Annotated in this window: 17 protein-coding genes and 1 pseudogene; 2 read left to right on the forward strand and 16 right to left on the reverse strand. The window is 31.5% G+C overall.

Annotation, left to right across the window (positions count from 1 at the left end; translation table 11 throughout):
- Positions 1 to 568: 568 nt before the first annotated feature.
- From ACEN3Z_RS10550 to ACEN3Z_RS10590, 9 genes are all read right to left on the reverse strand, one after another.
- Positions 569 to 1,417, reverse strand: coding sequence for a hypothetical protein (locus ACEN3Z_RS10550; protein WP_407090833.1), 849 nt, complete (start codon positions 1,415 to 1,417; stop codon positions 569 to 571).
- The gene (locus ACEN3Z_RS10555; protein ID WP_192987811.1) at positions 1,414 to 2,307 is read right to left on the reverse strand and encodes an ABC transporter ATP-binding protein; all 894 of its coding nucleotides are present in this window, start codon (positions 2,305 to 2,307) and stop codon (positions 1,414 to 1,416) included. Before ACEN3Z_RS10555 ends, ACEN3Z_RS10550 begins: the two co-directional genes overlap by 4 nt.
- 250 nt (positions 2,308 to 2,557) lie before the next feature.
- Complete coding sequence (locus ACEN3Z_RS10560) at positions 2,558 to 2,854, reverse strand: HU family DNA-binding protein (RefSeq protein ID WP_407090834.1); 297 nt, start codon at positions 2,852 to 2,854, stop codon at positions 2,558 to 2,560.
- A gap of 35 nt (positions 2,855 to 2,889) precedes the next feature.
- Entirely contained in the window at positions 2,890 to 3,432 is a 543-nt protein-coding gene (locus ACEN3Z_RS10565; RefSeq protein ID WP_407090835.1) for a DUF536 domain-containing protein, read from the reverse strand.
- A 2-nt stretch (positions 3,433 to 3,434) separates the two neighbouring features.
- The gene (locus ACEN3Z_RS10570; protein ID WP_407090836.1) at positions 3,435 to 4,604 is read right to left on the reverse strand and encodes a RepB family plasmid replication initiator protein; all 1,170 of its coding nucleotides are present in this window, start codon (positions 4,602 to 4,604) and stop codon (positions 3,435 to 3,437) included.
- Positions 4,605 to 5,674: 1,070 nt separating this feature from the next.
- Complete coding sequence (locus ACEN3Z_RS10575) at positions 5,675 to 5,935, reverse strand: hypothetical protein (protein WP_407090837.1); 261 nt, start codon at positions 5,933 to 5,935, stop codon at positions 5,675 to 5,677.
- An 84-nt stretch (positions 5,936 to 6,019) separates the two neighbouring features.
- On the reverse strand, positions 6,020 to 6,286 hold the full coding sequence (locus ACEN3Z_RS10580; protein ID WP_407090838.1) for a Txe/YoeB family addiction module toxin: 267 nt from the start codon (positions 6,284 to 6,286) through the stop codon (positions 6,020 to 6,022).
- The gene (locus ACEN3Z_RS10585) at positions 6,271 to 6,525 is read right to left on the reverse strand and encodes a type II toxin-antitoxin system Phd/YefM family antitoxin (protein WP_010620828.1); all 255 of its coding nucleotides are present in this window, start codon (positions 6,523 to 6,525) and stop codon (positions 6,271 to 6,273) included. Before ACEN3Z_RS10585 ends, ACEN3Z_RS10580 begins: the two co-directional genes overlap by 16 nt.
- A gap of 99 nt (positions 6,526 to 6,624) precedes the next feature.
- On the reverse strand, positions 6,625 to 6,951 hold the full coding sequence (locus ACEN3Z_RS10590) for a hypothetical protein (RefSeq protein WP_407090845.1): 327 nt from the start codon (positions 6,949 to 6,951) through the stop codon (positions 6,625 to 6,627).
- A 608-nt stretch (positions 6,952 to 7,559) separates the two neighbouring features.
- Between ACEN3Z_RS10590 and ACEN3Z_RS10595 the strand changes: the two genes are divergently transcribed.
- Both ACEN3Z_RS10595 and ACEN3Z_RS10600 read left to right on the forward strand, forming a co-directional pair.
- Complete coding sequence (locus ACEN3Z_RS10595; RefSeq protein ID WP_407090839.1) at positions 7,560 to 8,348, forward strand: (S)-acetoin forming diacetyl reductase; 789 nt, start codon at positions 7,560 to 7,562, stop codon at positions 8,346 to 8,348.
- 103 nt (positions 8,349 to 8,451) lie between these two features.
- Positions 8,452 to 8,697, forward strand: a pseudogene (locus tag ACEN3Z_RS10600) (integrase); the annotation flags it as partial.
- Positions 8,698 to 8,744: 47 nt separating this feature from the next.
- Here ACEN3Z_RS10600 and ACEN3Z_RS10605 read toward each other — a convergent pair.
- The 7 genes from ACEN3Z_RS10605 to ACEN3Z_RS10635 all read right to left on the reverse strand — a co-directional run bounded on the left by ACEN3Z_RS10605 (position 8,745) and on the right by ACEN3Z_RS10635 (position 12,237).
- Positions 8,745 to 9,041 (reverse strand): bacteriocin immunity protein, encoded by a 297-nt coding sequence (locus tag ACEN3Z_RS10605; protein WP_407090840.1) that lies wholly within the window; start codon positions 9,039 to 9,041, stop codon positions 8,745 to 8,747.
- A gap of 169 nt (positions 9,042 to 9,210) precedes the next feature.
- Complete coding sequence (locus ACEN3Z_RS10610) at positions 9,211 to 9,720, reverse strand: MepB family protein (protein WP_284064986.1); 510 nt, start codon at positions 9,718 to 9,720, stop codon at positions 9,211 to 9,213.
- Positions 9,721 to 9,928: 208 nt separating this feature from the next.
- Positions 9,929 to 10,732: a type II CAAX prenyl endopeptidase Rce1 family protein gene (locus ACEN3Z_RS10615; RefSeq protein WP_407090841.1), complete on the reverse strand. Its 804-nt coding sequence runs from the start codon at positions 10,730 to 10,732 to the stop codon at positions 9,929 to 9,931.
- 131 nt (positions 10,733 to 10,863) lie between these two features.
- Positions 10,864 to 11,109 (reverse strand): hypothetical protein, encoded by a 246-nt coding sequence (locus tag ACEN3Z_RS10620; protein ID WP_407090842.1) that lies wholly within the window; start codon positions 11,107 to 11,109, stop codon positions 10,864 to 10,866.
- A 108-nt stretch (positions 11,110 to 11,217) separates the two neighbouring features.
- On the reverse strand, positions 11,218 to 11,472 hold the full coding sequence (locus tag ACEN3Z_RS10625; protein ID WP_407090843.1) for a hypothetical protein: 255 nt from the start codon (positions 11,470 to 11,472) through the stop codon (positions 11,218 to 11,220).
- A 207-nt stretch (positions 11,473 to 11,679) separates the two neighbouring features.
- Entirely contained in the window at positions 11,680 to 11,889 is a 210-nt protein-coding gene (locus tag ACEN3Z_RS10630; RefSeq protein WP_234754700.1) for a hypothetical protein, read from the reverse strand.
- A gap of 21 nt (positions 11,890 to 11,910) precedes the next feature.
- Positions 11,911 to 12,237, reverse strand: a complete 327-nt coding sequence (locus tag ACEN3Z_RS10635) for a hypothetical protein (protein WP_407090844.1) — start codon at positions 12,235 to 12,237, stop codon at positions 11,911 to 11,913.
- Positions 12,238 to 12,346 lie beyond the last annotated feature (109 nt).

Consider the following 12,346-nt stretch of genomic DNA (forward strand, 5'->3'; position numbering starts at 1 on the left):
AAGGTTCATTTAGTTAAAATCTACTTCGAGAACGCACTATTTTGTAGAAAAATTCCCAATTTTTCCAAGAACGATTAATTTATTCAAGAAACCAGCTTAAATTATAGAGGTATGAATTATTCAGGTTACACATTGTTTATTTAATCACAAGATGTTTTGTTGAATTTAAGAAAGTCTATTGATGCTCAAGAAATGAATTTTCCCAGAAAATTTTTACTGCTATTTATTTTTGTTACCAGGAATTGCGACGTTTTTCACTTATATAGGACCAAATAATTGTCTAATATTCTCATACGTTTCAATTTAAACCAATTTAAAACAGCTCAAAATACGGAAAATTCTCTATTTCAAATTAAGGTCAAGCTTGATAAGTACGGTAAGTAAAAAAACAATCATGGCCAAACATATAGGTTAAAAAATTAATGCAACATTAGTGAAATGTATTATTAAGAAGTATAAGCTAATTAAATAAATTATTTAATTTGTCACAATTCTTATTGTGACAAACTCATTCTTTATTTTTAGAATACACTATTTGACATAAAATCATGTATCCTAAATCCCACATTTACGTGGTTTTATTCCTATTTGTAAATATAACGATAAGGAAAAGAATGAAGGTTAAAAGGAGTAGGTATATCCAAGAAAATTGATTGGAGATAATGAAATCGTTCCACTGTAGTTTTACACCCAGTGTTTTGATGATGTTCTCATAGGCACTATCTGGTACAAGTTCTTTGATTGGAATAAGTATGTCTTTCATCAGTGTGCTTCTCAATAAAGCGGTAACTTGTGTAGCAGGGAATAAGATCATAATTTTTTGTAAATAACTAGGGAGTACCCCTATCGGAACGTAAATTCCTGCTAAAAATCCAATGAGAGTTCCTACAAGAGTTGAAAAACCAGTAAAGGCACTCATTGTTTTTAAGCTAGAAATGATGAGATAAAAAATGAGCGTGTGCATCAGTGTACTAATCAAAAGAATCAGTGCGAGTGAAATGGATAGTGGTAAAAAAAGATCAAATACCAACCATGTGTATATAAAACCACCTATAAATAAAAGAAGAGTAAAAATAAATCCAATGATAAATGAATAATAGATGTAGGAGGAAGCTAGTGTTTGATTCGAAATTTTTGTAATTAATAAGTCTTCACTTTTTTTACTGACACGATCCTCCATACATTTCCCAAGTGCTCCAAGTGAAGCGGTGGCTGTGGTTACAGCGAGTACACCTGAAAACATCCACAGAAAGGCAAAAGCATTCCGATCATCAAAAACAGGCAAACTAGAGGTAATGTTTTCAGATAAAAAAAGAAGATACAGCGTGATAATGATGAATACCGATAGGAGTGAAAAGAAGACACTCGCTTTATCTTTAAGAAATAATTTGATATGGCGCATAATCAGGGTATTCATCTATTTCCCCTCCTTTTTATTTGTTTCGTTACTTGTAAAAAAACATGCTCTAAGTTCGCCTTTTTAATTGAAAAATCTGAAATATAATCTGTTGCTTGCTGCAGAATCGGAATGGCTTCTTTACTATGATTTATTTCAATAAAAAATAGATTGTTTTTGTATTCGAATGGATAAGAGTAGTTCTGTAGAAAAGAAAGAAGTTTTTTTTCATTTTTGGAAACCAGTTTTAGTATTGTTTTTGAGTAGTCTCTTCTTAATTGATCTGGTGTGCCTTCCACTTCAATTTTCCCCTCATGCATGATAACGACATAGTCCACATACTCCGCTTCTTCGATATAATGAGTAGTTAGGAAAATGGTCATTCCAAAATCTGATTGTAGCTTTTTTAAAAATGTCCAAATTTCTTCACGTGATTCAGCATCTAATCCTGTTGTGGGCTCGTCTAAAATTAAGAAATGAGGCTGATTCAAAAGGGCTCGAATAATATCCGTCTTTCTTTTTTCTCCTCCAGAACATTCCCCATAAATTCGGTCTCGTTTATCAGTGAGGTCAATCGCTTGGAGTAATTCGTCCACACGTTTTTGTGCGTGCGCTTTACTAACTCCATAGAGTTGGGCACGAATCATTAAGTTTTCTTCAATTGTGAAATCATCGTCTAAACGATGATTTTGAAAGACAACTCCTATTTCTTCTGGGAGTGTGTCGGTATCAAAATTGATTTCTCCCTTGTCAGGCTTCAGTAATCCAATGATCATATGAATCACCGTTGATTTTCCGGCACCGTTTGTTCCAAGAAATGCAAATGTGGTTCCTTTTCTAACAGAAAATGAAAGATCATTCACTGCCTTTATACTGCCAAACTGTTTACTTAGATGACTAACTTCTAGCATCTTATTCCTCCTCCATTTTGTATAGTCATATCTTAAACTATTTTTTTTCATTAGATTTTATTCTATCAAATTATTCTAACTATATTATCTTAAATTAAGGAGAGATTCATACATGAAATTCTATAAAATCGTGTGTCGGGAATCCTATTCCAATAGGGTTCTTTTTTTATATCTCCCTCCAATACACGATTACATTGTTTTATGGAACGAAATTAAGTATCTTATATCAAGATAAAAAGCTAAAACTAGGCTATTTTCTTTTTTGCTTGGACTCATTTAACACGTGATCATTTAAATGCTTGCCAGGTTTAAATGTAATCTTTCTTTGGGCAGGAATAAAGAGTTCCTCTCCTGTTTTTGGATTCCGACCTTTTCGTGCGGCTCGCTGAACAATGTCAAACTTTCCAAAACCAACAAAATGAAGGGATTCTTCTTTCTTTAAAGCCTCTGAAATGCCTTTTAAGACACTGTTAGTCATTGCGGTTGCTTCATCGATTGTTAGATCCTCATTTACAGCCATTAGACGGACAAAATCATGTTTATTCATGTTAAAGCAACTCCTTTTCTCTTGTTTTAGTTGGATTATTTTTTGAAAATTCGACTAAAAAAGCTTTTATTTTCAACCAATTCACTATTTTCATTTTCATCATTAAATAATGAATTATTAGTTGAACGTATCAAATCTTCTGCTGATTCATTAGATAATTGAAGCTGTAATGTTTCAATTTGTTTATTTGTTTGAAGAGATAGTTGTTGTTGTTGATCAAGTAATTTTTGCATGGTTTGTATTTGCTTATCTTTCTCTGCAAGTTGTTTATCTTTTATTTTTAATTGTTCTGTAAGTATTTTTTCAACTTCATAAGTATTTGTAGGTTTTCCCTCACTTTTCAGTTTTTTTTTAGTTCCTTTTTCATGAAATTGATTACTAGTAACCTTACCAGTAACGTTGTCGGTAACCCTAGTAACCTTACTTCTAACATATCTTGATACATCAGTATCTAGGTATATGGCATTTTCTTTTTTAGTTACCGATAAAGTTGGTGGTAACTTTTCTAAATGTTTACGAATTGCTTGTTTTGATACTCCTAATTCATCTGCTAGTTCTTTTATCGTCATATCAGCCATTATTATTCACCTCTAAAGACATTATTTGTTTTAACAGTTTTAAGATAATTTTCTATGGCTGCTTTTAAATAGTTTACGATATTTTCTTTAGCTGAAGATGGGATTCTATGTGCAGCTACATATTGGATATGTTCTTTCACTGAATTCCGACCTTGTACATTGGTTAATTCTTCATACTTTGGAAATACTGTTCTTTGTAGACCAACCATCACTTTTTTATCAATTAAATCATATTGATTGATTAATAATTGTTCTAATAACAACTTTGTGTACGGGCTTTGCATAGATAATACTAATAATTGGTCTTCGTTTTCTTCTTTATCTTGTTGGTATTTTTGAGAAATGGGATCATTTTCTTTGTAATCAACGGGAGCTAGTATCTTTTTCTTCTTCTCAATATAAAATTGTATTCCTACAATAGAACGTCCTTTTTTTATCTTTTTATAGGTAATAATGAAATGTGTGTGTTCTGAAATTTCATCTACTGCTTTTTTTAAGACTCTCAACTCAAAATGATCAAATCTACTATATTCATTTAAAGTATTTGTTATTCTACGTAATTCTTGCATATCGATATAGGGGTTTTTTAATAGTCCTAATTGTTCATCTCTACGTTGTCCATTCGTACTATAAATCTCATACTGATTATAGTTCATAGAAAACCATTTATATAAAATGATACTATATTTACTGTTTAATTTTATAATATCCGTAATAAGATACTGTGTGAAATTTGATTTTAATTCCATTAAGTAAGGCATAATATCATCTGTAAATTTAATTGAAACTGAATCATTATAGTCATTCCAGCTACTTCTGGAAATAGGAGAAATAATTGAGTAATCAAATTTCCCTTCTTTTTTTTGAGGTTCTTTCACTTCAAAAATAGCTTGTTCATGCAATGTTCTCAACGCGTCTTTAAAACGCGTATGTTTACTACTACTAGATCCATCAAAAAAGGAGAATAAGGTTTCTTTCGATAAGTGAATTGTATTATTTTGTAGATTATTTTCAGTATTTAAACAGGAAACAGCTAATTCGAATATTTTAAGAGGAACTTTATCCATTTTTGCTACACTGGTAATTAAATCATTGTGCTCTACAGCTTTCTGATTATACAAATCGTTCATATGTACCACCTTTCGAGCTACAAGTTCATTAGAATGTGACATAGAAATAAACCTCCTTGTATTATAAGTAACCATTGAAAAAAAATAATGCTTAAAAATTTTATTACAGTATTTATTGTATCAAACACCCCCACTTTGTCAATTTGAAAGTGGGGGTGTACATCGTTTTTTGTAGGTTAGTACATCGTTTTTTGTAGGGGTATACATCGTTTTTTGTAGGGGTATAGTATCTAATAACGCTGGTATTAAAGGTATTTCATGCTCGCAAAAGGTTTAAAAGATTAAAATATATAAGATAAATATAAAAAACATAATTATTTTTTTTTGAAAACCACTAGTATATCCATTTAGATTCTCTTTTTTGTCCAAATACCTTACTCAGACAAAAAGTACCCTTTACTAATTTATATTACTAGATAAAGCAAGAAATATAAATACACCAAACGTGTTGAAAAAAGGAAACCTTGCTCCGCAAGCTAAAAATGATCGTATAAGGTCAAAAGAAGTCGCTCTGCTCCATTTACAACGAAAAGACAGGGAAATGTGTGTCATTCTAGTAGGATCGCTTATAAGCTGTTTTTTGCTAAGATTCATACAAGTAAAGAGCTCCCTTTGGTCGTGCAGGGCGAGCCCTACATACCCAAGAGCAATAAGAAGATTCGTATGAAGTGATTAACTATTAACTGACCTCTTAGAATGAAAATAAGGCGCGTTAGACGGTTTCAAACTAACTAAATAGATATTTACCTTATTCTCAATATAAAACGCTTAGAACGGATTTTTAAGCGTTTTGTCGGTCTCTTTTTTTAAGAGTCACCTCTAATAGCTTTATTCATCATAAGGAGGAGGACATTAAAAATCGCCTAGTCTGTTTATGTTTGGTGTCACGAGCTTAGCCCCTTGTGCCATGCTTTTGTCAAAAGCTGACACACTCATTTGCAATCTTTCAGCGGAGCGCTTCAAGTTTTCAAACTCGGGTTCGCTCACTCGATGGCTGATTTATTTCGGCTCTTTAGCTTCGGTTTGCTCTCAGCTAAAGAGGCCTCAAAAATCTCTCATTCGCTCAACGTCCCACCCCCTGTTTTTCTTCACTCATGTTCAGAAAGAAGGAGCTAGCCAAAACGCTTCGGTTGTTGTCTGTCTCCTTCTTTAAGGGGTTTGGCAAGCTCTGTGTTTGCTAGCCACTTCGTGGCGCAAACGACCTTGTTGGGGGGGCGCGCTGCTCCCCCAATCCCCCTGAAAAACCCGGTCAAAACGTGGCCGTTTTGAGCCAGAAAAGAGACGGGAAATGTGTTCATTTCGGTCTCTTTTTCTGGCAAGATCAAGCCGTTTTTTTCGTCGTTGGCGTCGGAAAAAAATGGCTCTTTATGCACTGTCTTTTTTCGGTAGTTGGTCCGAAAAAAGACAAGCTCATTACATAAAAAAAAGATAGAAAATCACTTTTTTAAAGTGGATTTCTATCTTTCATAGTGCGTCCAAGCCGACCAAATAATGACTTCTTTGGCGTCATTATCCACCGAATAAACGACCCGGTGCTGAATATTTAAACGGCGTGAATACTTATCTTTTAAATTTCCGACTAATTTCTCATAAGGCGGGGGATTTTGGACCGGATTCTCTTTTAAAATTTCCATTATATCTTTAAATTTTTGCTCTAAATGAGCCGATTTTAAATTTTTAAGGTCTTTCATTGTTGATTTTGCTAACTTTATAGAGTATCCCAATCGATATCCTCCAATGCAACAAACTCATTTTCTTGTTCACGCTGGTGGATCACATCCGCTACGCCAGCAGATTGAAGGTATAATGTTTCTTGAATTGCGTCCCAGTCTTTTTTACTGACCATAACGGCTTCACTTTCTTCGTTTTTGCCAGAGATATAAATGGGTTCGTTAGTTTTATTGACGTCTTTCAATAGTTGATAAAAGACTTTTCTAGCTTGGCTAGGGTTTACGATAGACATAAGCTATTCCTCCCTTTAACATCTTTCTTACTATTGTAACGTACTTGTTTAAGTACGTCAAAGATGTTGTGAATACATGAAATTGCTTAAAAGTATGTATTAAAATAAGCAGCTAAATAAGGAAATAATCTTTTCTATATTTCTCTCATTATAATTTTTTGACTTCATTATATTGATTAATTCTTTTAAAAAAATCATCATCGTCTTCTCATACATCGTATTAGTAGTTTCAAATACACTATTTTTAAGCTCCTCATAGAAAAAAGCAGACATTTTAACATCATCTTTTTTAATAAAAACGACTAAAATATTTAATAATAGAGAAAAAACTTCATTGTTATACTTTCTTAGTAGACTGAAATTTTCCAGTTTTATTTTAGTTTGCTTATATAGTAATAGTAATAGATTTCCAAAAAAAATTCTAATGAATTAGTAAATAAGACAAGCTCATAGTAGATCCATTCTTCACATTTAAGAAGGTATTCTTTTGATATTTTTAAGTTTTTTAATTTAGGCTTCTTATTTAAGACATAGCTAATTGTTAAATCAACTAACACTGAATAGTGCAAAAATTTTAATTGGTTAGTAAACACATATTTCTGTTCAGCAATATGTGTTAATTTTCCTTTTTTAACTTTATGTATTTATTAACAAACAAATCTTGACAGCGAAAAAAAGGAAGAATAAGATAAACATATAGTGGTTGCTGAATAATTAATTTATAGTTAATCCCATTCTTTTTGTCCCTTTGCGTGAAGGAAACTAAGGAAATCTGTAATTTCCTTAAGCACGGCCTTAAAGACTTTGTAACTGTTCGTTTTACACGCAACAAACTCTTATTCGTTTAGGGTCTTTTCGCGGTTTCTGTCAAGTAGAGAGCCAATTCGCTGCACAGCTGCAAGTTTTTTATCAAAAGTTCGTTAAAAAATACGCAGGTCTATTTATAAAAAGATAAGAGACAGCACTGATAGGATAATACTTTTCCTTTATTCAGTCGGCACTACATAAAGAGTAATGAAAGGGGACAAAACAAAATGGTTGAAAATACTAAAAAGAAGAAAGTTGCTTTTGTCACAGGTGCTGGTCAAGGCATCGGAAAAGCGATAGCAGAAAGATTAGCAGAGGATGGATTTAAAGTTTCTTGTGCAGATTTTAACATGGAGACAGCCACTGAAACAGCAAATAGCATTCAACAAAAAGGCGGGAATGCCATCGCTGTAAAAGTTGATGTTTCTAACCGAGATCAAGTGTTTTCAGCAGTTGAAGAAACTGTTGAAAAATTAGACGGATTAGATGTTATAATCAACAACGCAGGTATCGGGCCTTCTACTCCGATTGAAAGCATTACGCCAGAAATCTTCCATAAAGTTTTTGATATTAATGTAGGCGGAACACTTTGGGGAATTCAAGCAGCGGTAGCCGCTTTTAAAAAACTTGGACATGGCGGAAAAATTATTAATGCTTCTTCTCAAGCTGGTCAAGTCGGCAATCCAGACCTTGCTGTATATGGCGGAAGCAAATTTGCTATCCGTGGAATTACCCAAACAGCAGCAAAAGACTTAGCTGATTTAGGTATTACAGTAAATGCTTATTGCCCTGGAATTGTAAAAACACCAATGATGAATGGGATCGCTCAGGAAGTAGCTGACGAAGCCGGTGAATCATTTGAAAGGGGTATGGATCAATTCGCAAAAAACATAACATTAAAACGTCTTTCTCTTCCTGAAGATGTGGCTGCTTGTGTTTCTTATTTGTCAGGGCCGGATTCAGATTATATGACAGGACAAGCTTTGATCATTGATGGTGGTATGGTATTTAATTAAAAAATGATAGAAATCAGTTAGAAATGCAATGAAATTTGCCCTAAAGTTAGAATAAAAAACTAACATTAGGGTTTTTTTTGTGTTTATTTGTCAATGTATAAGGACCAAAGGTGGACATGTAGAAGTCAATGCGGTCTATCATATATTTCACAAGGTCTCTAAGCTATTGGGAAGAGACGATATTGGCACGCATACGCTGCGTAAGACGTTTGGTTATCAACTATTACAAAAAGACCAACGACGTGGCTACGTCTTTGGTCTTAGCAGCGAGAAAATCGCGAAGCGCTATATTGGGATTAATGAAGTTAAAATTAGTGAGACGTTATTAAATTTTCGTTTGGGACTTTAATTCATACTATTGTATTTTTTTTGATAAATTAGGACAGTTAAATTTTATTAGAAGAGGTTAGAACCCCACATACTAACAGAAGAAGCACCTCTGTAATTCGCAACTTCTTTGCCAACAATCGCGTTTAGATCAGTTAATGTCTGAGGTGATTTAAATTCGTTAGCCATTAAGTAAGAGTTGATTTTTCTACTTAACTTTACACAAACAAGTCTATAATCATCACCATCAGAAATATTTTTAGCATAGTCAAATAATGATTGAGAAAATTCACTGTCTTTTTTTATTTCTGGATCTGAATAGGCTTTGCTAAGGGCATCTATAATTTTTCCTTGATTATTATTCATAAGTAAGCTCCCTTCTATGTTTTATTTACTTAATCAAATCTATAAGAAATATACAGACAAGTAACTTATGAATCAAAAAAAGAAATACATGAAAATACATATATTCATGTATCAGAAACTTTGATTTAATAAGGTTATTTCTCACATTTATTCTTTAGTGTTTAATGAGTTATAGAGAGTATAGATCCATTAGTTTATCTACAGAATCCTGATTATGAGTACTCATGTCAACAAAATAAGGTGCTTGCCATTTTTGAGTGTTCAGTGCTTGTTTACTAGTGGGTGTATCCCAACTAGGATAGACTCGTATAGCCATTTTTCCTGTAGTGGAGGTAGTTCGAAGTATATTTTTTTTAACGAGAATGTCTTTTGGAAAAACAAATTGTCCAAATTCGTTATTATTTTTAAAAGTTGTAACAACTAATAGCTCAGGTGCTTCTTCAAATAAAAAGGGACGGTTTTTATTGTTGTTATCCTTTTCCCAAAAAGCAACAAACTGTCCTATTTTTGTTGGCGTAATTTTTGCGACTCTAAATCGAACCGTTTTAGAAGATAATCGAAACACACCTGCACCATATTCAGCATTTTGTTTTTCTTCTTGAATGGATTCTACTGTTATTTGTTTCGGTTCATAAATGGTTTGATTCATATATCGTAAAGCTTCTTGAAAATTATTCATTTTATCGCTCCTTAATAATTTATTTTAAAATTAATTTCATGCAGTCAATAAATTGACACATGAAATTGGATAAAATAGTGTATTCTGAATCCTTTAACCAAAGGGATCTTTTTTATCTTAAAAGTACGGAGTGTGAAGTATAACTATCCTTTTTTTACTAGTCCTTTAATATTCTCTTGGATTGGTCATACTTAGCATTTTGACAAACTCAAACATCTCTTTTTGATTTATGAACTAGTTTAATAGATAAAATAAAAGAAAATATAAATTCTAAAAGGAAAACTAAAAACACTCTCCAATTTAGATTTAGCTGCAAATAACCATTCACTCCTATATAAACTCCCAAACCAATACAACCATTAAACCAAGCATGACTTAAAATGCATAGAAATATATTCCTTGTATACTTATAAATAGTTGTAAATGAAAAACTTAGAATAATCACTAAAAATAGGTACAAAAAAAATGGTAAAGCACTTTGGACAGTTCCCTTTATAAACCATAATGGAAGATGCCATAACGCCCATATAATTCCTACCATAAGAACAGCAGTGATATAGTTATATTTTTTTTCTAATTTAGGTTGTAAATATCCACGCCAACCAATCTCTTCAAAACCACCACCAATTATAAATAATGGTAAGTTTATAAACATATAAATGATTGATATAGGATCTTCAATGCCAAAACCGAACCAGGTCATTAAAAAACGTCCAACTATGTATAATACAAAAACTAACCAGCCTAATCTACTTATATTTCCACTAGATAAAAACGCTAAAAAAGATTTGAGAGTATAATCTTTGTTAGATTTTTCAGATATAATATAAACACTTATTGCTGGGCCTAGACCTCCAGTTAACATTGGTATCCAAAATAAGGGTTCCCCATACCATAAAAAATCAAAATATTTATTCCCCAAAATAATGATAGCCCAAGATACCCATGAAATTAAAAAAGTATAGAAAATAAAGCTTCTAATTTCTTTTCTAATACTGTTTTCCTCCGCCATAATATATCCTCCAATCTGCTTTACGGTAATTTTATATAAGGAATTTCAAATTCTTATTTATTAATAATCTTGATGAGTTTTACTCAATTCTTATTAAGACAAACTCCAATAATAAAAACTATTTCATGTTTTTATCTTTTTTTCTTCTTAGGGTCTCCCCATTCCAATAATGTTCTATCATACCAAGTTATTTTATCTGGATCTGTTTTTTCATATCTTTTGATCAGTTGCATTAACCGTAGTTTGTCTATTTCAACTTTTCTTTTTAGTGTATCTGTTTTAACATCATGTACATTTATAATAATCTTTTCATCTTCTTCGTTCGCAGTTAAATTATATCTTTCATATTCACTTATTAAATCATAATTAAGTTTCATATTATTTACCTCCTAAATAGTATTTATAATAAAATATTTAAATTTCGTTTACTTCATACCCTTTTCAAATTTTTTATAAAATATAACTCAACAAAGGGCATTAGTTTTTTATTTTGATTCCACATAGTAGGTTGTACTTTTTTTAATTATAAAATTTTTAAACTTTTTTACTTTTCGAATTAATTCTTCGTCATCAATTAATTTTGCTGGTTTATCTAATAAAATTTGAAGTTGATCTTGATTTTTTATTTCTATATTTAATTTTCTGTTTGTTATATTTTCTATAATATTTACAGTTTCTGTTACTTCACTATCATCTAAAATAAATTTCTTATTTACTTTACCAGTTAAATTATAATTCATTTTTCTTCACTCCTTCTTTCACTCTCTTTTAATTATTATTTTCTAATCGAGCAAAGCGACATTCATAAAAAAAATGAGTTTACGATTTTTTTATGTAAGAGGTTATAGGAAACTTCCTAGCAGGTCAAAACTTTAGTTTTAGGGTTTGTATATACAAACCCGTTGCCTGCCTTACATGAAAATCTTACTTTTGTATCAGTAAGATTTTTACTTTTCATCAACTTCTGTAAGAGTAACTGTATCTGAATCTACAATCCAGAAAGTATAACTGGATCCATAATCAATATTTTTCTTTTCTTCTCGATCATCTTTTTCAGTCGCAATAAGATGATTTTTTGTTTTATCGTTATATAGATAATCTCCTTCTACCCATTCATCTTTATTTTTCTTTTTACCTTTTGCTATATACTTCCTCATTTCTACCACTCCTTTTTTTACTTATTCTTTTATCGTTTTTTCTATAAAATCCTTTCTAAATCTTTCTTTTAATTCAGGAGTTTCTGAATAAAACTTGATTCCCAGCAAACGAACTTCTTCATTTTCAGTTAAAATTTCTACATCTTCTCTTTCTCCAAGGGAAGATAAAAAATCTTCTTTCCATTTATCTTGAAGTCTTAAATGATCTCCTTTTGGTTCTAAAAATATTTGATAGGTACAACTTTCATCTTGAAGATATAATAAAAAGTCTGGCATAAATCCTCTTGTTCCATCTATCTCCACAATCTTTACTTTACGTTCATTTCTAATTAAACCTGAATAATTCATACCTCTATAATTTAAGCTGGTTTCTTGAATAAATTAATCGTTCTTGGAAAAATTGGGAATTTTTCTACAAAATAGTGCGTTCTCGAAGTAGATTTTAACTAAATGAACC

The organism is Ruoffia sp. FAM 26254 (assembly GCF_045528545.1).
Lineage (GTDB): Bacteria > Bacillota > Bacilli > Lactobacillales > Aerococcaceae > Ruoffia > Ruoffia halotolerans.

What these genes read in the sequence shown, in the direction of transcription:
- ACEN3Z_RS10550 (WP_407090833.1), bottom strand. Translation starts at nt 1,417, where the DNA reads ATGAATACCCTGATTATGCGCCATATCAAATTATTTCTTAAAGATAAA.
- ACEN3Z_RS10555 (WP_192987811.1), bottom strand. Translation starts at nt 2,307, where the DNA reads ATGCTAGAAGTTAGTCATCTAAGTAAACAGTTTGGCAGTATAAAGGCA.
- ACEN3Z_RS10560 (WP_407090834.1), bottom strand. Translation starts at nt 2,854, where the DNA reads ATGAATAAACATGATTTTGTCCGTCTAATGGCTGTAAATGAGGATCTA.
- ACEN3Z_RS10565 (WP_407090835.1), bottom strand. Translation starts at nt 3,432, where the DNA reads ATGGCTGATATGACGATAAAAGAACTAGCAGATGAATTAGGAGTATCA.
- ACEN3Z_RS10570 (WP_407090836.1), bottom strand. Translation starts at nt 4,604, where the DNA reads ATGTCACATTCTAATGAACTTGTAGCTCGAAAGGTGGTACATATGAAC.
- ACEN3Z_RS10585 (WP_010620828.1), bottom strand. Translation starts at nt 6,525, where the DNA reads ATGTCTATCGTAAACCCTAGCCAAGCTAGAAAAGTCTTTTATCAACTA.
- ACEN3Z_RS10595 (WP_407090839.1), top strand. Translation starts at nt 7,560, where the DNA reads ATGGTTGAAAATACTAAAAAGAAGAAAGTTGCTTTTGTCACAGGTGCT.
- ACEN3Z_RS10605 (WP_407090840.1), bottom strand. Translation starts at nt 9,041, where the DNA reads ATGAATAATAATCAAGGAAAAATTATAGATGCCCTTAGCAAAGCCTAT.
- ACEN3Z_RS10610 (WP_284064986.1), bottom strand. Translation starts at nt 9,720, where the DNA reads ATGAATAATTTTCAAGAAGCTTTACGATATATGAATCAAACCATTTAT.
- ACEN3Z_RS10615 (WP_407090841.1), bottom strand. Translation starts at nt 10,732, where the DNA reads ATGGCGGAGGAAAACAGTATTAGAAAAGAAATTAGAAGCTTTATTTTC.
- ACEN3Z_RS10620 (WP_407090842.1), bottom strand. Translation starts at nt 11,109, where the DNA reads ATGAAACTTAATTATGATTTAATAAGTGAATATGAAAGATATAATTTA.
- ACEN3Z_RS10625 (WP_407090843.1), bottom strand. Translation starts at nt 11,472, where the DNA reads ATGAATTATAATTTAACTGGTAAAGTAAATAAGAAATTTATTTTAGAT.
- ACEN3Z_RS10630 (WP_234754700.1), bottom strand. Translation starts at nt 11,889, where the DNA reads ATGAGGAAGTATATAGCAAAAGGTAAAAAGAAAAATAAAGATGAATGG.
- ACEN3Z_RS10635 (WP_407090844.1), bottom strand. Translation starts at nt 12,237, where the DNA reads ATGAATTATTCAGGTTTAATTAGAAATGAACGTAAAGTAAAGATTGTG.